A 17,234-nucleotide genomic window follows, 5' to 3' on the forward strand; every position below is an offset into this window, starting at 1 on the left:
ATCAAGTCTCCTGGAGCGCGGGATCGAAGAAGTCCGGGGCATCGAGGCGGCGGCCGAGTGTGAAGGCGTCGGCGACCAGCGTCATCGGACGAAGGTCCACCTCCGAGGCCCCGGCTTTCAGAAGGTTGGCGAGTTTGGCATAGAGCCCGTCATATTCGCCGTGGATGCCGGGCTTCTTCCAATCCTCCCCGGCATGCCTTGCCCCGTCGATCTCCATGATTGCGCCGCCCTGGTCGAGCGTGAGCGTGCCACCATCGGTCTCGAAGGTCTGGCGCCAGAACGGATCGCCCTCGTGGAGAAAGTCGAGATCGGCGATGACCAGCGGTCCGCAGGGGCCATCCATGCGCACCTCTCCCGCGATCGGCGTCTCGCAGTTGCCCGGAAACCGCAGTTCCGCGCCGCTCACATGAACCGGCACCGGCAGTATCTCCGTCAGGATCGAAAAGGCGTTGATCGCCGGATCGAAGACGCCGAGCCCGCCTGCCTGCCAGATCCAGCGCTGTCCCGGATGCCACACGCGGGTGTCTTCCTTCCAGTCGATCCTGACCGATTTCACCGCCTTGTCGGCGAGCCACTCTTTTGCCTGCGCGACCGAGGCCGCGTGACGGGAATGCCATGTGGCGAAGAGTGTCAGGCCCTTGTCGGATGCCAGCGCCTCAAGCGCATGCACTTCCGACAGGCTGGCGCCTGGCGGCTTTTCCAGCATAACGTGACAGCCCGCCTCAAGGGCCGCGCGCGCTCCCGGATAACGGACCTGCGGTGGTGTGCAGAAGCTGAGGACGCGGATATCCGGACGGTCGCGGACGAGCGCCTCGACGCTGTTGAAATTCTCCACGCCCTCCACGCCGCCGGATCGGCTGACGGTCGCCGCCAGTTCGAAGGCGGGCGAGGCGGCCAGCGCGGGGACGTGCTGGTCGCGGGCGATCTTGCCTATGCCGACAAGCGCGATGCTAGTGGCTGTCACGTGGTACCTCCCGGCCTCGGCGGCCCTTGAGAAAGATGAAATCGGCACCCGTGTCGGCACCTTCGACGCTGTCGTAATAAAGGCGGGTGTAGCCGCCTTGGGCTGGCGGTCCCTCCGGCGCGCGCCATTGGGCCAGGCGCGTGGCGATCTCGTCGGATGACAGATCGAGGTGGATGGAGCGGGCTTCCACGTCGATCTCGATCATGTCGCCGGTGCGCACGATGGCGAGCGGCCCGCCCGCTGCCGCTTCCGGCGATACATGCAGGATCACCGTGCCATAGGCGGTGCCGGACATGCGCGCATCGGATATGCGCACCATGTCGGTGATGCCCTTTCTCAGCACCTTGGGCGGCAGGCCCATGTTGCCGACTTCCGACATGCCCGGATATCCCTTCGGACCGCAGTTCCTGAGAACCATCACGCAGGTCTCGTCAATGTCGAGAGCCTCGTCGTCGATCTGCGCCTTGTAGGCGTCGATATCCTCGAACACGACGGCGCGGCCGCGGTGTTTCATCAGGTGGGGGGAGGCGGCAGAAGGCTTGATCACCGCGCCATCCGGCGCCAGATTTCCCTTCAGCACGGCGATCCCGCCCGACGAGGTCAGCACCCGCTCCGCCGGTCGGATCACATCCTCGTTCCGGTTCTCCGCATCCTTGACCTCTTCCCAGATGGATTTGCCCGACACCGTTAGCGCCTCGCGATTGAGCATCCCGGCCTCGCCGAGGCGCTTCAAGACGACGGGCAGGCCACCGGCATAGAAGAACTCCTCCATCAGATAGTCGCCCGACGGCATCAGGTTGACGATGGTCGGCACGTCGCGACCGAGGCGGTCCCAGTCGTCGAGCGTCAGCGGCACCTCGGCCCTGCCGGCAAGCGCCAGAAGGTGGATCACCGCATTGGTTGAGCCGCCGATCGCGCCATTGGTGCGGATCGCGTTTTCAAACGCCTGCCTGGTGAGAATATCGGAGGGCTTGAGGTCGTCCTTGACCATTTGCACGATGCGCCGTCCCGTCATTTGCGCCATCACGCGTCGGCGGGCATCGACGGCGGGAATGGCGGCATTGCCGGACAGCGCCATTCCCAATGCCTCGGCCATGGAGGCCATGGAGGAGGCCGTGCCCATGGTGTTGCAGGTGCCCGAAGACCGGTTCATCGCCTGTTCGGCCTCCAGGAAATCCGCCCGACTGATCTTGCCCGCCTTTATGTCCTCCGACATCTGCCACAGCGCCGTGCCTGATCCGATCCGCTCGCCCCGGAACCAGCCGTTCAACATCGGGCCGCCTGAGACGACGATGGAGGGGATGTCGGTGGAGGCCGCACCCATCAGCAGCGACGGCGTGGTCTTGTCACACCCCACCAGCAGAACCGCCCCGTCAATCGGCTGGGCGCGCATCGTTTCTTCCACCGCCATGGCGGCGAGGTTGCGGTACATCATGGCGGTCGGACGGAACGTGTTCTCCGAGGCCGAGAAAACCGGCACCTCCAGCGGAAATCCGCCAGCCTCCCAGACGCCTGCCTTCACCTTCTGCGCCAGCTCGTGCAGATGGCCGTTGCAGGGCGTCAGTTCCGACCAGGTGTTGAGCAGGCCGATCACCGGCCTGCCGTCGAACAGGTCGTGCGGGTAGCCCTGGTTCTTCAGCCAGCCGCGATGATAGATGTTGTCGCGCGACGTGCCGCCGTACCATTCCTGCGATCTGAGTTTGCGGGGCCATGCCGCCGGTTGAAAAGGCATCGGGTCACTCACAGCGTGCGGATTTCGATGCGCGGCTCGGGACTTGCGAGCGGCGTGAAGGACAGGGGATTGCGCAGGGGCAGGCCAAAGGGACCCGCCTCGATCTCGAAAACGTCGCCGTCGCGCGGGGTGATCCCTGCGGCGAAGGAGAGCGTTGCCGTTCCGAACATGTGGATGTGCACGTCGCCCGGCTGGCGGAACAGCCGGTACTTGAAATGGTGGTGTTCCAGGTTCGCCAGCGAATGGTTCATGTTGGCCTCGCCCGAAAGGAACGGCTGTTCGAAGATCGTCTCGTCGCCCCGCCTGACGCGCGAGAGGCCCTCGACACTTTGCGGCAGCTCGCCGATCAAGAGTTCCGGGCCGATGGCCGCGGGGCGCAGTTTGGAATGGGCGAGATAGAGGTAGTTGCGCCGTTCCATGACGTGATCGGAAAACTCGTTTGCCAGCGCCCAGCCCAGCCGCACCGGCGTTCCATCCGGCGCGATGAGATAGATCCCGGCGATTTCCGGCTCCTCGCCGCCGTCCTCGGCGAATTCGGGCGCTTCCAGCGGGGCGCCAGGAGCTGCGAGCGAGAAACCGTTGCCCTTGTAGAACCATTCCGGCTGCACCCCGGCCGCACCGTTCGCAGGCTTGCCGCCCTCCACACCCAGCCGGAACATCCGCATGCTGTCGGTCTCGTGCTCTTGCGCTGCCTTGTGCATTTCCGCACGCGTAGACGCCGATCCCAGATGCGTGAGCCCGGTGCCGGTCATGTGGAGATGCGCAGGGTCGGGATGGGTCACCGGCGGCAGAAGTCTGCCGGATGCGTAAAGCGCCTCGATGTCCACCGCGTCGCGGACGCCGAGCGCGGCGATCCGCTCGCGCAGCGGCTGGCCCGTATCGATGCAGTCGCGCGCGAGCGCGTAGAGGCACAGGTCGGTTTTCACCTCATAGGCTTCTGTTCCCTCGCGAACGACGATCTGCGGAGTTCCATCCGCCCGAGAGTATTGGGACAGCAGCATGGCTTCACCCCTTCTGCTTGTTCAGGACGTCGAAGATCACCGCGGCCAGCAAGACGAGCCCCTTGATGACCTGCTGCCAGTCGATGCCGATGCCGAGGATCGACATGCCGTTGTTCATGACCCCCATGATGAAGGCGCCCACCACGGCGCCGACGACCGTACCGACACCGCCGGACATGGAGGCGCCCCCGATGAAGACGGCCGCGATCACATCGAGCTCGAAGGCGACACCGGCCTTCGGCGTTGCCGTGTTGAGGCGGGCGGCAAAGACAAGCCCCGCGAGCGCGGCCAGCATGCCCATGTTGGCGAATGTCAGGAAAGTCAGGCGCTTGGAGTTGATGCCCGATAGGGACGCCGCCTTCTCGTTGCCGCCAATGGCATAGATGCGGCGGCCAAAGGTCGTGCGGTTGGTCAGGAAGGCGTAGATCGCGATCAAGAGCGCCATGACGACGAAGACGTTTGGCAGTCCGCGAAACCCCGCCATGAGCCATGACATGTAGACGAGGGCTGCGAAGATCAGCAGGTTTCGCGCGGCGAAGAAGGCGAAGGGCTCGACCTCCGCACCGACGCTGCGTTGCTGGGCGCGGGTGCGCATGGCGAGCCACAGCAGCAGGCCGGCCACCGCGATGCCGATGAGAAGCGAAAACAGGTTCAGGTGCTCGCCAGCGAAGATGTCGGGTACGAAGCCGGAGGCGATGAGCCTGAAATGGGGCGGGAAGGGGCCGACGGACTGACCGGCGAGAAGCCACAGCGTCAACCCCTTGAAGACCAGCATGCCGGCAAGCGTGACGATGAAGGAAGGAATGCGGAAATAGGCGACCCAGAAGCCCTGGGCCATGCCGATCAGCGCGCCCGCGCCCAGGCACAGAAGGCTCGCTACCGGCCACGGCATGTCCCACTGCACGATCATCACCGCCGCCAGCGCCCCGATGAAGCCCAGCACGGAGCCGACGGAAAGGTCGATGTGCCCGCACACGATCACCAGCAGCATGCCCACCGCCATGATGACGATGTAGGAGTTCTGCAAGATGAGATTGGTCAGGTTCACGGGCTTCAGAAGGATCCCGTCGGTCGCGACCTGAAAGAAGGCCATGATGACGACCAGCGCGATGAGGATGCCGTATTCGCGAAGGTGACCTTTGAGGAAATGCCAGCCCGACCTGGGGGCGGCTGCGCTCTCGCCTGATCTGGCGCTCGACAGGCGGATGGGGGTTGTCGTGTCGCTCATGCCTGTGCTCCCGTCTCCGCTGCGGAACGGACAATCCTTGCCATGATCTTCTCCTGGCTCGCTTCGGCCGCTGGCATCTCACCCACGAACCGGCCTTCGCTCATCACGTAGATGCGGTCTGAAATCCCCAGCAGTTCCGGCAGTTCCGACGAGATCACGATGATCGCCTTGCCCTGGGCGGCGAGGTCGCGGATTACGGTGTAGATCTCGAATTTCGCGCCGACATCGATGCCCCGGGTCGGCTCGTCGAGGATCAGGATGTCCGGATCAGCAAAGAGCCACTTGGAGAGCACGACCTTCTGCTGGTTGCCGCCCGACAGGTCGACAACGGCCTGTTCGACCGAGGCGGACTTGATCGCCAGCCGGTCGCGATAGCTTTCGGCCACTTCCGCCTCCCGGTGGCGCTCCACGATGCCGTTTCGAGCAACCGCGGGGAGGTTGGCGAGCGGCACGTTGCGCCGGATGGTGTCGTCGAGGATGACGCCATAGGTCTTGCGGTCTTCGGTGGCATAGGCGATGCCGGAGCGGATGGCCCGCTGCACCGTGGAGACGTCGGCGGGCCGGCCGTTGATCTCGACCTCGCCGGAGATGTCGCGGCCATAGCTCCGGCCGAAGAGGCTCATGGCGAGTTCCGTTCGCCCGGCCCCCATCAGCCCGGCTATGCCCAGGACCTCGCCCTTGCGGACATGGAAACTGACGTCGTCGACCACCCGCCGTCCGGGGTGGAGGGGGTGGCAAGCGGTCCAGTTGCGGACCTCCATCGCGATCTCGCCGGGCTCACCCGGCCCGCGCGGCGGATAGCGGTCCTGGAGCGACCGGCCGACCATGTTGCGGATGATCTCGTCCTCGTCGACACCGTCGGCACATGCCATGCGCGCCACCGTCGCCCCGTCGCGCAGTACGGTGATCGTGTCGGCGACCTTCGAGACCTCGTTCAGCTTGTGCGAGATGAGGATCGAGGTGATGCCCTTGGCGCGAAAGTCGACGAGTAGATCCAGAAGCTTCTCGCTGTCGCTCTCGTTCAGCGACGAGGTCGGCTCGTCGAGGATCAGGAGACGAACGTTCTTCGAAAGCGCCTTGGCGATCTCGACCAGCTGCTGCTTGCCGAGGCCGAGTTGCTCGACGATGGTCTCCGGGTTCTCCTTCAGGCCGACGCGGGCCAGAAGCTCGACGGCCCGCTCGTGCGTCTCGCGCCAGTCGATAATGCCGCCATGGGCGCGCTCATTGCCGAGAAAGATGTTCTCCGCCACCGACAGGAGCGGGATCAGAGCCAGCTCCTGATGAATGATGATGATCCCGAGATCTTCGCTGTCGCGGATGGAGCGGAAGGTGCGCGGGGCGCCGTCAAAGACGATCTCGCCCTCGTAGCTGCCATGCGGATAGACACCGGACAGCACTTTCATGAGCGTGGACTTGCCCGCCCCGTTCTCGCCGACGACGGCATGGATCTCGCCTTCGTCAACAGACAGGGTCACCCGATCGAGCGCCTTGACGCCCGGGAATTCCTTGGTGATTTCTCGCATTTCGAGGATCGGTGACATCACAGTCTCGCGTCTTTTCGAAGAGATCCGCCGCAAGCGGTCGGGCGCAAACAGTCGGGCGCACGCGGTCGGCTATGGCGGCTCATCGCAAGCCGGGGCGGGCCCCGGCGCGCCGGATCCGGGCGGGGCAACGCATGGCGCCCAGCCCAGGCGGCTGTCGATCGATTTCAAGAAGCCGAAGCTGAAACGACGACCTGCGACCCGGTTCGTCCCGCGCGGACGCCCTTGCGGACGCCTGCGCGGAATGGGGGGCAGCGGATGGGCGGCGGACTACTGGATCTGGTCTCGGGTGTAGTACCCGCTTTCGATCAGCACGCTCTCCCAGTTCTTCGCCGTCACCGGCACCGGTTCCAGCAGATAGGAGGGGACGACCTTGACGCCATTGTCATAGGTCTTCGTGTCGTTGATCTCCGGTGTGCCGCCGGTGAGCAGGGCGTCCACCATGCCCATGGTCACGCGGGCGAGCTCTCGGGTATCCTTGAAGATGGTGGAGTATTGCGCCCCGCGCAGGATCGCCTTGACGGAGGGAACCTCTGCATCCTGGCCGGTGATGATCGGCATCTTCATGTCGCCTGAGCCGTAGCCGACGCCCTGCAGCGAGGAGATGATGCCGATGGAAAGGCCGTCATAGGGTGAAAGCACCCCGTTGACCTTTCGGTCGGTGTAATAGGCGGAGAGCAGATTATCCATCCGCGCCTGCGCGACCGAGCCGTCCCACCGCAGCGTCCCGACCGTATCCATGCCACGTTGTCCCGAGGGAATGGCGACCTGGCCTTCGTCGATCAGCGGCTGCAGCACCGACATGGCGCCGTTGTAGAAAAAGTAGGCGTTGTTATCGTCTGGGCTGCCGCCGAACAGCTCCACGTTCCATGGGCGGGCGTCGGGGAACCGTTCCTTCAGTCCCGCCACAAGCGTTTCGGCCTGTTGCACGCCGACCTTGAAATTGTCGAATGTGGCGTAATAGTCGACATCGCCACTGTCGCGGATCAGCCGGTCATAGGCGACAATCTTGATATTGGCGGCCGCTGCATTGGCCAACGCGCTTGTCAGCGTGGTGCCGTCGATCGCCGCGATGACAAGCACATCCACGCCCTTGGTGATCATGTTCTCGATCTGGGCGAGCTGGTTGGGGATGTCGTCTTCGGCATATTGCAGGTCGGCGGTGTAACCGGCCGCCTCGAACTGTTTCACCATGTTGTTGCCGTCGTCGATCCAGCGGGCGGACGACTTGGTGGGCATGGCGATGCCGACATATCCCTTGTCCTGCGCAATAGCAGGCGCAGCAAGCGCAATGGAAATAACGGCCGCGCCGAAGGCGCGTCTGGTCAAATTCATTTTTTCCTCCCGGTCCCGTCGGTTCCGCCGTTGATGCGGTCCGCAGGATCATATTCAGGGATTCCCCTCCGGAATCCGTAATTGTTGCACTTTGCGCCTTCCGGCTATAACAATCAAATACGCAATATCGATTTTGTTATACTAGTTTTGGTATATCGCATATGGACACGGCATCTTCGGCAAAAGGCGGTCTTGCCGCTCGCGACGAGTTGATCCGGCGCGGGCTACGGCTGTCGCAGCTGCGGCTGTTGCTGGCCCTGTCTGAAACCCGCCAGGTTTCCAGCGCTGCCACGCAGGTGGCGATGACCCAGCCTGCCGCCTCGCGCCTGCTGTCCGATCTGGAGAGGACGGTCGGCTCCCGTCTTTATAACCGCCATGCGCGCGGTGTGACCCTGACGGCGGCAGGCAAGGCGTTGGCCGAGCAGGCGCGCCAGACGTTGCGCGGTCTCGATGCGGTGCAGCAGAAAATCGCCGCCATTGAAAGCGGAGAGCGCGGCGCGGTGCGTATCGGCAGCGTGACGGGGCCTGCCGTGCAGCTGGTGTTGCCGGTGATCCGCGAATTGCGCGTGACCTATCCCGAAATCGAGCTTTCGGTGCTCGTGGACACCAGCAACAGGCTTGGCGATGCGCTGCTGGCCGGTGATCTTGATTTCTATATCGGCCGGGTGCCTGACGGGATGGAAACACACGCAGTCGCACTCAATGAAATCGGGCCCGAACCCGTCTCGCTCATTGCTCGTCTGGAGCATCCGCTCTCCCGCCATCCGAACCCTTCGGTCGAGGATTGTCTGGCTTATGACTGGGTGATGCAGCCGGAGGATGGGCTGCTGCGGCGAACGGTTGAGGCATATCTGCTGCGCAACGGCTATCGGCCGCCGGAGCGTATCCTGAGCACGTCATCGATGCTTTTGACGCTTGCGATCATCTGCGAAACCAACGCGATCGCGCCGATCGCCCGATCCGCAGCCAATTTCTACGCATCTCCAAACGCTTTCGGCGGCCGCATTCGCTGCCTGGACGCGGGAAGGGACATGGCTGTGGTGCCCTATTCGCTGATTTATCTGCGTGGGGTTGAGCCGTCTCCGGCGGTCCACCGGGTCCGGCAGTTGATACGACAGAAAATACCCCAGATCCCGCCTCAGCCCATTGTTTGACCAGCGAGCTGCTGTCGGCACGTCATGATCCGTACCGCGGCAGCCGCGTGGTCCGGGCTTTGCTGATTGGAGGAGCGCCGCTTCCGATTGGCCAATTGAGGATCTCGGTGGATCTTCAATTGGCTTCGGAGCCGTTGACTGGTCCTTGCGGCGGGGATCCCAAAAGCATGCCCGGAGCGTCGCTTGTCGCGGCGTCGATCGCGCCTCCAATGTGAAAGGCGGCTGTTGGCGGTGGCGCTTCAGATCACCAGGCCGCCATCGACCTTCAGCAACTGGCCGGTGATGAAACGGGCACGGTCGCTGGCGAGGAACAGCGCGGCCTGCGCGATGTCTTCAGGTTCGCCCATATGGCCGAGAGGGGTCTTGCCTTCCATGTAGGCAATGACCTTTTCCGGCAGATCCTTGGTCATCGGTGTCTTGATGAAGCCGGGTGCAACGCAGTTGGCGCGCACCTGGGCGCCCTTGCGGGAGAACTCCTTGGCCCAACTCTTGGTCATCGCGATAACGCCGGCCTTGGTGGCGGCGTAGTTGGTCTGGCCGATATTGCCGTCCGTGCCGACGACGGAGGACATGGTGATGATAGAGCCTGCGCCGTTCTCGATCATGACCGGCGAGACGTGTTGGGTCATGTTGAACACGCCCTTGAGGTTCACGTCGACCACCATGTCCCAATCCTTCTCGCTCATTTTCGCAAGCAGATTGTCACGGGTGATGCCGGCATTGTTCACCAGGACGTCGATTCTTCCGTACGTGTCCTTCACATCGGTGACGAACGCAGAAATTGCATCTCGGTCGCAAACGTTGAGTTCGACGGCTTCGATGTTCGAAAATCTGTTTTCATAGTCGGACATTATGTCCATGTTCATGTCGCAAGCAAAGACCTTCTTCGCGCCCTCAGCCGCGAATACCTCCGCGATACAGCGCCCGATGCCCTGAGCTCCGCCGGTTACGATGCAGATTTTGTCTTTTAACATAATTCGATCTTCTATTTTTGTGCCTCACGGCGTTTATACGTGCACACATGCCGCGGCTCGAATTATTGACATGAAAGGGGGGCAGATGGTTATAGACGGGTCAGCAAAACACAAATGCCGAAATGGGATTGGCCCTCGTGCGCACTCTGGCTCATGGGGGGGAAGAAAAGTTCCTCATGGCCTTGGCGAGCCCCAAACCTCCCCGCCTCATCTCTGCCGCCAGCGCTCCCCCTTTTCGGTCGTTGCTCCTGAAATCTCAGGAGATTTATCGATTTGCCTGCCCGCAGGAGAGATTGCGCCATGCTCGACAAGATGGTCTATTTTCTCAATGTCGTGCGTACCGGATCTTTTTCCGATGCCGCCCGCCTCTATGGCATTTCCCCCAGTGCCGGGAGCCGCTGGATCATCGAGCTGGAGGAAAAGCTGGGGGTTAGCCTTCTCAAGCGCTCGACCCGCAAGGTGGTTGCGACTGAGCCGGGGCAGCATCTCTACAACCGCTTCAATAGCGTCAATGCGGAGATCGAGGACATCTTCTCGGAGCTTCAGCGCTTCGGGCAGGAAGAGCGCGGAACGATCGTCATCGCCTCCACCCCGCTCTATGCCAAGCGGTTTCTGAGCCGCATCGTCGGCGAATATCTGCTCGCGCATCCGCAGGTGAATTTCCGTGTGATCGAGACGGCCTACGAGGTCGACATGGTCGAGAAGGTCGATTTCGTTATCCGCGCCAAAGCGATCTATGACGGCTTTCAGGAGAAAGACAGTCTTCTGATACGCCGCTCGCTCCTGCGCTATCCGCTGGTCGCCTGCTGTTCGCCGGAATATGCCAGCCGCTACGGCATGCCGACCGTGCCGGAGGATCTGGGCCGTCACAACTGTCTGTTTGCCAGTACGCTGGTTGGAGGCAACAAGTGGGTGTTCCACGAGGGGGGCGAATACTCGGCGGTGAACATCGCCCAGACGGTTGAGGTTGAGGACAGCGAATTCATCAAGGAAGTGGCGCTGAAGGGAGGTGGGGTGGCCTACCTGCCGCACAACATCCTGCGTTCTGAACTGGCCGACGGCCGGTTGGTGGCCATCCTCGGCGATTATCTCGATGCGGAGTTCGAGCTCAATCTCTACTACCGCCAGCGGCGCCAGATGCCGCTGTCATGCACCAATTTCAAGGATTTCCTGATCCGACGTACCCGCGAGATCGATGAAGAGGAGAGCTGAGGGGGGGCGGAATTGTTGTTGCAGCGGGACAATTGTCCCGTTTGCGGAATTCTATTTTGGATGTTTGTCTGTTTCCTCGTGAAGCGAAGGTACCTAGCATTGCTTTGAAAAACAAAGGCGCTTTCGAAACAAAATTGCGCGCCTTCCAATAAGTGGTCGAGCAATGCAAGTAAGAATATTGACCGCGGAGCAAGCGGCTGAGCTGATAGAAGATAACGATCGGGTTATCTTGGGAGGTTTCATTGGAGCTGTCGTCCCGGAGAAGGTCGAAATCGCGATCAAGAACCGCTTTCTGAAGACAGGATCTCCGAAGAATCTGGATTTGTACTTCACTGCGGGGCAGGGCGACGGCAAGGACAGGGCGAACAATCATTTCGCTCATCCCGGCATGGTTCGGCGTGCGATCGGAGGTCACTGGGGCCTTATCCCGAAATTGCAGGATCTGGCGGTTCGCGAGGAAATCGAGGCCTACAATTTCCCGCAAGGGGTGATCGCCCACATGATCCGCGACAGCGCCGCCGGCAAGCCTGGTACGCTCACGCATGTCGGGCTCGGGACCTTTGTCGACCCGCGCATTGAGGGCGGCAAGATCAACTCGGTCACCAGAGACGATCTGGTTTCGGTGATGGAGATCGCCGGCGAAGAGTATCTCTTCTACAAGCGGATCGATGCCAACGTGGCGCTGCTGCGCGGCACCACTGCCGATACCCATGGCAACATCACGATGGAGGATGAGTGTCTCATCCTTGAGAATCTGGCTGCGGCGCAGCTGGTGACCAACATGGGCGGCAAGGTCATCGTTCAGGTCAAGCAGGTCGTTGAGCACGGAGCCCTCGACCCGCAAAAGGTTCGAATTCCGGGCATTCTGGTGGATGCCGTGGTCGTCGCCGACGGAGAGGATCACATGCAGACCTTCTCCGAACTCTTCAATCCGGCCTTTTGCGGGCGCGGCGAGCGCGGTTGCGAGGCGTCGGCGGTCCGCAAGCTCGATGCCAAGAAGGTCATCGCCCGCCGGGCCGCGCTGGAGCTGCGCGAAGGGGCCGTGCTCAACTACGGCATCGGTGTTCCTGAAGTCATCGCGCAGGTGACCGACGAGGAAGGGGTGACCGGTCGGATGATCGCCACGGTCGAGCCGGGCGCTGTCGGTGGCACCCCGGCCGGTGGGTTGAGCTTTGGCGCTTCCGCGTTTCCCGATGCGATCATCACCCAGGATCAGATGTTTGACTTCTATGACGGAGGCGGGGTCGATCTGGCTTTTCTCGGGCTCGCCGAGGCCGATGCGAGGGGCAATATCAACGTCTCCCGGTTTGGGCCGAAGATCGCTGGCTGCGGTGGTTTCATCAACATCACCCAGAATGCCAAAGAGGTCTTTTTCTGCGGCACTTTCACTGCCGGTGGGCTGAAATTCGAAACCGGGGACGGCACGTTCACCATTCTTCAGGATGGCAAAATCCGGAAGTTTCTATCGTCCGTTCAGCAGATCACCTTCTCTGGTGACCGTGCCCGCAAGACCGGCAAGTCGGTAACCTATATCACCGAGCGCGCAGTATTCAGGCTGGGGGAAGAAGGTCTTGAGCTTACCGAGATCGCTCCAGGTGTAGACCTGGAAAAAGATGTGCTCGGTCAGATGGATTTCACGCCGAGGATTAGTCCGGAACTCCAGGAAATGGATGCCCGCCTGTTCCGCAACGAGGCTTTGAATCTGGTTCTGCGTCCGGCGGTCAACAGCTGAAACGTCTCACACGGGATTGTTGCGCCTCTCCTCCACTTGTCGGGCAACATATTCCGATCATCGATACATGACGACTGGCGAGGTTGCGATGAGTTACACGCTGGAAGAGTTGAAGGTGGGCCAGATAGCCTGGTTCGAGAAGACCATTGGTGAAGCCGAAATAGCAATGTTCTGCGGGATAAGCGGCGATACAAACCCCGTCCATGTCAGCAATGTCGCCGCGGAGAAGAGTATTTTCGGCAAACGCGTAGCGCATGGCATCCTCGTTGCTGGCCTGACGTCTTGTGTGCTGGGCATGCAATTGCCTGGCCCGGGCACGATCTACTTGGGCCAGTCGTTGCGGTTCGTCGCCCCTGTCTTCATCGGCGATACAGTGCGGGCTGAAGTCGAAGTGATCGAAATAAACATGCAAAAGAAAATCGTTCACCTGAAGACCACAAGCAAAAATCAGGACGGCAAAGTCGTCATCGAAGGCACCGCGACGGTACGGCCGCCGGCAACTTCCTAGGGCATGTTCCGATCGGCTGGCGCTCTCCTGGCCAGCATCCCGAGTTGGACGATCAGCTCCCAAAATCAGAGTAGACCATGATTATCGAACCTATCATCAAGGGGCAGGTCGCCAAGTCCTGCCATCCGGTCGGCTGCGGCAAGGCGGTCAAGGACCAGATCAACTATGTTCGCCAGGCGAGGCAGATCGCGAACGGGCCGAAGAAGGTTCTTGTTCTGGGGGCTTCATCCGGTTTCGGTCTGGCATCCCGCATTTCTCTGGCATTCGGCGGCGCGCGCGCCGACAGCATCGGCGTTGCATTCGAGCGCGGGCCTTCGGACAAGGGTGTCGGGACGGCAGGCTGGTTCAACCTGATCAATTTCTCTCGTCAGGCGGAAGAAGAGGGGCTTATCGCCAGGAACTTTGTTGGAGATGCCTTTTCGACGGAGATGCGCCGTGAGGTCGTCGATTACATCAAGACCGAGTTCGGCGGCAGTGTCGATCTGGTGGTCTATTCCCTTGCCACGGGTGTCCGGCCCGATCCGGAAAGCGGGGCGTTGATCCGCTCCTCGATCAAGACTGTCGGGGAGCCGCTGAAGGGCTACACCGTCAATCTTGAAAAAGACCGGCTCGAAGAGGCCACGCTTGAGCCAGCCAGCGAGAAAGAGATCGAAGATACCGTCAAGGTGATGGGTGGCGAGGATTGGGAGGAGTGGATTTCCTTCCTGATGGAAGAGGGTGTCCTTGGCGAAGGCTGCCAGACTTTTGCTTATTCCTACATCGGATCCGAGATCACTTATCGCATTTATCATGAAGGAACCTTGGGGCATGCCAAGCAGCACCTGCATGCCACGGCCGACAAGCTCGATGCGAAGATGAAATCGATTGGCGGGCAAGCCCATGTCGCTGTCTGCAAGGCGCTGGTGACCAAGGCCAGCGTCTTCATTCCCGCCTTTTCGCCCTACATCCTGGCGCTTTTCAAGGTGATGAAGGAGATGGGGTTGCATGAGGGATGCATCGAGCAGATGCAGCGCCTCTATGCTGATCGTGTCTATAGCGGGGGCGGCAAGGTTGTGACGGACGAGAGCCGTCTTGTGCGGGTCGATGATTGGGAACTTCGCGCCGATGTGCAGGAGAAGGTCCGTGAGATTGTCGATCGCATGACGCCGGAGAATTTCCGCGAACTGGGCGACTACGAGGGCTACAAAAGCGAATTCCTCAAGCTCAACGGGTTTTTCCTCGAAGGTGTCGACTATGACGAGGATCTGGATCTGAGGCGGCTTTCCGCCGTCTGAAGGCTCGGAATGGCGCATCGCTCAGATCGCGCGGAAAAACGTCAATATCCTCGCGGGGAATGCTTCCGCGAGGATGTTTGCGTTGCTCAGGCGATGCGCACAGAAAGTGCTTGCCCATCCCGGTCTTTCTTGTGCGTCATGTCGGCGCGCAGCACCGGATATTCCTCGCGGTTCGGACATCCGCGATCGCTGTTTGCCGCGGATATACAAGGATGGCGCGCCGTTTGACATGGGGCGCCGCTAGGGCCTATATCGCGAATATCAGCGTGGTCATTGATGATTATTGTATTTCTGTCAATTAATCTTCCTGAAAACGGGAAAATGGAAAGGCTCCAAATCATATAAGAATCATTGCTGGAACTAGAAAAACAGATCTAGCTTAGAGAGGTTCCAGCAATGCTCAGAAAGCCGATTATCGAATTCGTGGTCTTCATGACATATGCGCTATTCGCAATGTCATGGGTCGCGGGAAATATGATGACCAAGGACATTATGTCCTTTTACCAGGTTGATGGAATTGCTGCTGCTACCTGGATGACAAATGCGATCACGATTGCGAAAATCATCGGGAACCTGGTCGCTGCCTGGTTTTTGGTGAAGCTTGGACCCAAGAAAGCCTTCGCTTTCGCATCCCTTCTGATCGTGGCTGGCATACTGGGCGCGTTTGCTACGAACTATCCGCTATATGTCTTCAGCCGCCTGATCATGGGCTTCGGGGGCGCGTTTATCATCGTCTACATGAACCCGGTGGTCATGAACTACTTCACGCCGGGCGAGCGTCCGATCGTGAATGGTATCAACGCGGCCGCCTTCAATATGGGGAACCTGCTGGCCATTCTTTTCACCGGCGCTCTCTTGTCGCGTCTGGGGGGCTGGCAGAATGTCGTCATCGGCATTTCCGCTGCAAGTTTCGTTCTGCTGGTGCTCTGGATGCTTGTGTCGGAGGATTTCGCACTGTCCGGCAACAAGGACGAGGGCAAGGCGCCTGAGACTTATGGCTTCAAGGAGGGTGTCAAGGAACCGGTCAACTGGCTGCTTCCCTTTGCCTATTCCGGTATCCTGTTCTGCTATATCTCTGTGTTCGCGATCTTCCCGCTCGTTCCGAATTTTGCGGCGGAGGCGAAATACCTGTCTTCGATCATGATCTCTGCCGGCATGGTTGGGACGATCGTCGGCATCATTGCGGCCAAGCGCTTCACCTTGCGCGTTCCGGTGCTCCGGTGGTCCGGATTGTTCATGACTCTGTTTGCGGCTGCGATGGCTTTCACGAGCAATGCAACGATCGCCTATATCTGCGCCTTCCTTGCCGGGTTTCTGATGTTCGTGCCGATGACCAGTCTTCTCACGCTGCCCTACGAAATGCCGGGAATGACACCGGGCCGTATTTCAGTCGTGTTCGCGATGTTCTGGTCCGTCTCGTATCTGATCGAGACTATCTTGATGTATATCTCCGGAGTTATCGCGGATACGACCGGTTCGGTCATGTTCTCAGCCGTTTTCGCCATAGCGTTTTCCTCGACGTTGTTTGTGGCCAGCTTCCTTTTGCCTGAGCCCAGCGAAAAGCAGGCAGAGCTGAAACTTTCCGAAAAACAAGCATAAGGGAGCGACAAGACGATGCGTGAAGTAAGCCCGAAGCTCAAAGGCTATCTGGAAGAACTCAACGCGACGGTTGCCAAGCTTGTGGCAGCGGGATTCAAGCCCAATGCGACGAACGCTCGCGAGGGGCTGGCAAACCTCACCGCGACCTATGTCACCAAGATCCCGGAGGTCGCGCTCATTCAGGATGACATCGTTCCGGCGGAGGGCTACCAGGTCCCGGTTCGCATCTACAACCCGGCACCGGAAGAAGAACTGCCGGTCCTGATCTACTACCACGGCGGTGGAGGTATGGCCGGCAGCGTCACGGTTTATGATCCGATCTGCCGCAAGATCGCACTGGCCACACGACATATTGTCATTGCGCCGGAATATCGGCTCGCGCCTGAATGCCCTTATCCCGCAGGTGTCAATGACGCCTATGCCACGCTCAAGGGAGCGTTCGGCGTGCTCGCCGCGCGTGGAATGAAATTCAAGCGTGAGCTTTCCATCGCTGGCGATTCAGGTGGCGGTGCGTTGTGCGGGAGCGTTTCCGGGCTTGCCCAGTTTGACGCAAGCGTCAAGATCAAGAAGCAGTTCCTGATCTATCCCAGTGTTGACTACACCATGGATACCAAATCCATGGAGGAGAATGCGGTCGGCTATCTGCTTCAGGCGGGCAAGGTCGCCTGGTACTTCGACAATTACTTCAAGAATGGAGAATGCCGGAAGGCGGCCTCGCCGCTCTATGGGGACTTCACGAGAAAACTCCCGGAGACCTTCGTTGTGACGGCGGAGTTCTGCCCCTTGCGGGACGAGGGCAAGGCCTATTGTGAAAAGCTGATCGCCGCCAACGTTGCTGCGCACCATGTCAATATGGAGAGCATGATCCATACTTTCATGAACCTGGAAGATCTGGTTCCTGAAGAGTGCGCCTTTGTCTATGACAAGATGAATGAGTTTCTCAACAGCTGAGCCTGCCGACCAGCGGCGGCTCTTGAAAG

The 17,234-nt window shown here is 60.5% G+C and carries 14 protein-coding genes; 7 read left to right on the forward strand and 7 right to left on the reverse strand.

Annotated features, from left to right (window positions below; genetic code table 11):
* Position 1 precedes the first annotated feature (1 nt).
* From ABGM93_RS18505 to chvE, 6 genes are all read right to left on the reverse strand, one after another.
* Complete coding sequence (locus ABGM93_RS18505) at positions 2-964, reverse strand: Gfo/Idh/MocA family oxidoreductase (RefSeq protein WP_321501967.1); 963 nt, start codon at positions 962-964, stop codon at positions 2-4.
* The gene (araD, locus tag ABGM93_RS18510; RefSeq protein ID WP_321501969.1) at positions 951-2,696 is read right to left on the reverse strand and encodes an L-arabinonate dehydratase; all 1,746 of its coding nucleotides are present in this window, start codon (positions 2,694-2,696) and stop codon (positions 951-953) included. The genes ABGM93_RS18505 and araD overlap by 14 nt, the downstream gene beginning before the upstream one ends.
* A gap of 8 nt (positions 2,697-2,704) precedes the next feature.
* Positions 2,705-3,697, reverse strand: coding sequence for an AraD1 family protein (gene araD1, locus ABGM93_RS18515; RefSeq protein ID WP_321501971.1), 993 nt, complete (start codon positions 3,695-3,697; stop codon positions 2,705-2,707).
* A gap of 4 nt (positions 3,698-3,701) precedes the next feature.
* Positions 3,702-4,925: a multiple monosaccharide ABC transporter permease gene (gene mmsB, locus ABGM93_RS18520; RefSeq protein ID WP_321501973.1), complete on the reverse strand. Its 1,224-nt coding sequence runs from the start codon at positions 4,923-4,925 to the stop codon at positions 3,702-3,704.
* The gene (gene mmsA, locus ABGM93_RS18525) at positions 4,922-6,466 is read right to left on the reverse strand and encodes a multiple monosaccharide ABC transporter ATP-binding protein (protein ID WP_321501975.1); all 1,545 of its coding nucleotides are present in this window, start codon (positions 6,464-6,466) and stop codon (positions 4,922-4,924) included. Before mmsA ends, mmsB begins: the two co-directional genes overlap by 4 nt.
* A 270-nt stretch (positions 6,467-6,736) precedes the next feature.
* Positions 6,737-7,801 carry a multiple monosaccharide ABC transporter substrate-binding protein gene (gene chvE / locus ABGM93_RS18530; RefSeq protein ID WP_321501978.1) on the reverse strand — a complete coding sequence of 355 codons (1,065 nt, stop codon included), beginning with the start codon at positions 7,799-7,801 and terminating at the stop codon, positions 6,737-6,739.
* Between the two features lie 161 nt (positions 7,802-7,962).
* Here chvE and ABGM93_RS18535 point away from each other — a divergent pair, with 161 nt between their 5' ends.
* A complete protein-coding gene (locus ABGM93_RS18535; protein ID WP_321501980.1) occupies positions 7,963-8,955 on the forward strand; it encodes a LysR substrate-binding domain-containing protein in 993 nt (330 codons plus the stop codon).
* Positions 8,956-9,194: 239 nt separating this feature from the next.
* Here the strand turns inward: ABGM93_RS18535 and ABGM93_RS18540 are convergent, their stop codons facing one another.
* Positions 9,195-9,929, reverse strand: coding sequence for a beta-ketoacyl-ACP reductase (locus tag ABGM93_RS18540; RefSeq protein ID WP_321501982.1), 735 nt, complete (start codon positions 9,927-9,929; stop codon positions 9,195-9,197).
* Positions 9,930-10,229: 300 nt separating this feature from the next.
* On the opposite strand from ABGM93_RS18540, the gene ABGM93_RS18545 reads away from it, so the two are divergent.
* From ABGM93_RS18545 to ABGM93_RS18570, 6 genes are all read left to right on the forward strand, one after another.
* On the forward strand, positions 10,230-11,141 hold the full coding sequence (locus ABGM93_RS18545; RefSeq protein WP_321501984.1) for a LysR family transcriptional regulator: 912 nt from the start codon (positions 10,230-10,232) through the stop codon (positions 11,139-11,141).
* Between the two features lie 229 nt (positions 11,142-11,370).
* Entirely contained in the window at positions 11,371-12,873 is a 1,503-nt protein-coding gene (locus ABGM93_RS18550) for a CoA-transferase (protein ID WP_321501986.1), read from the forward strand.
* 88 nt (positions 12,874-12,961) lie between these two features.
* Positions 12,962-13,381: a MaoC family dehydratase gene (locus tag ABGM93_RS18555; RefSeq protein ID WP_321501988.1), complete on the forward strand. Its 420-nt coding sequence runs from the start codon at positions 12,962-12,964 to the stop codon at positions 13,379-13,381.
* Positions 13,382-13,458: 77 nt separating this feature from the next.
* Positions 13,459-14,655, forward strand: a complete 1,197-nt coding sequence (gene fabV / locus ABGM93_RS18560) for an enoyl-ACP reductase FabV (protein ID WP_321501990.1) — start codon at positions 13,459-13,461, stop codon at positions 14,653-14,655.
* Between the two features lie 396 nt (positions 14,656-15,051).
* A complete protein-coding gene (locus tag ABGM93_RS18565) occupies positions 15,052-16,254 on the forward strand; it encodes an MFS transporter (RefSeq protein ID WP_321501993.1) in 1,203 nt (400 codons plus the stop codon).
* Between the two features lie 15 nt (positions 16,255-16,269).
* Positions 16,270-17,205 carry an alpha/beta hydrolase gene (locus ABGM93_RS18570; protein WP_321501995.1) on the forward strand — a complete coding sequence of 312 codons (936 nt, stop codon included), beginning with the start codon at positions 16,270-16,272 and terminating at the stop codon, positions 17,203-17,205.
* Positions 17,206-17,234: the final 29 nt, after the last annotated feature.

Origin of the sequence: Breoghania sp. (assembly GCF_963674635.1) — a bacterium.
GTDB lineage: Bacteria > Pseudomonadota > Alphaproteobacteria > Rhizobiales > Stappiaceae > Breoghania.

What these genes read in the sequence shown, in the direction of transcription:
- araD (WP_321501969.1), bottom strand. Translation starts at nt 2,696, where the DNA reads ATGCCTTTTCAACCGGCGGCATGGCCCCGCAAACTCAGATCGCAGGAA.
- araD1 (WP_321501971.1), bottom strand. Translation starts at nt 3,697, where the DNA reads ATGCTGCTGTCCCAATACTCTCGGGCGGATGGAACTCCGCAGATCGTC.
- mmsB (WP_321501973.1), bottom strand. Translation starts at nt 4,925, where the DNA reads ATGAGCGACACGACAACCCCCATCCGCCTGTCGAGCGCCAGATCAGGC.
- mmsA (WP_321501975.1), bottom strand. Translation starts at nt 6,466, where the DNA reads ATGTCACCGATCCTCGAAATGCGAGAAATCACCAAGGAATTCCCGGGC.
- chvE (WP_321501978.1), bottom strand. Translation starts at nt 7,801, where the DNA reads ATGAATTTGACCAGACGCGCCTTCGGCGCGGCCGTTATTTCCATTGCG.
- ABGM93_RS18535 (WP_321501980.1), top strand. Translation starts at nt 7,963, where the DNA reads ATGGACACGGCATCTTCGGCAAAAGGCGGTCTTGCCGCTCGCGACGAG.
- ABGM93_RS18540 (WP_321501982.1), bottom strand. Translation starts at nt 9,929, where the DNA reads ATGTTAAAAGACAAAATCTGCATCGTAACCGGCGGAGCTCAGGGCATC.
- ABGM93_RS18545 (WP_321501984.1), top strand. Translation starts at nt 10,230, where the DNA reads ATGCTCGACAAGATGGTCTATTTTCTCAATGTCGTGCGTACCGGATCT.
- ABGM93_RS18555 (WP_321501988.1), top strand. Translation starts at nt 12,962, where the DNA reads ATGAGTTACACGCTGGAAGAGTTGAAGGTGGGCCAGATAGCCTGGTTC.
- fabV (WP_321501990.1), top strand. Translation starts at nt 13,459, where the DNA reads ATGATTATCGAACCTATCATCAAGGGGCAGGTCGCCAAGTCCTGCCAT.
- ABGM93_RS18565 (WP_321501993.1), top strand. Translation starts at nt 15,052, where the DNA reads ATGCTCAGAAAGCCGATTATCGAATTCGTGGTCTTCATGACATATGCG.
- ABGM93_RS18570 (WP_321501995.1), top strand. Translation starts at nt 16,270, where the DNA reads ATGCGTGAAGTAAGCCCGAAGCTCAAAGGCTATCTGGAAGAACTCAAC.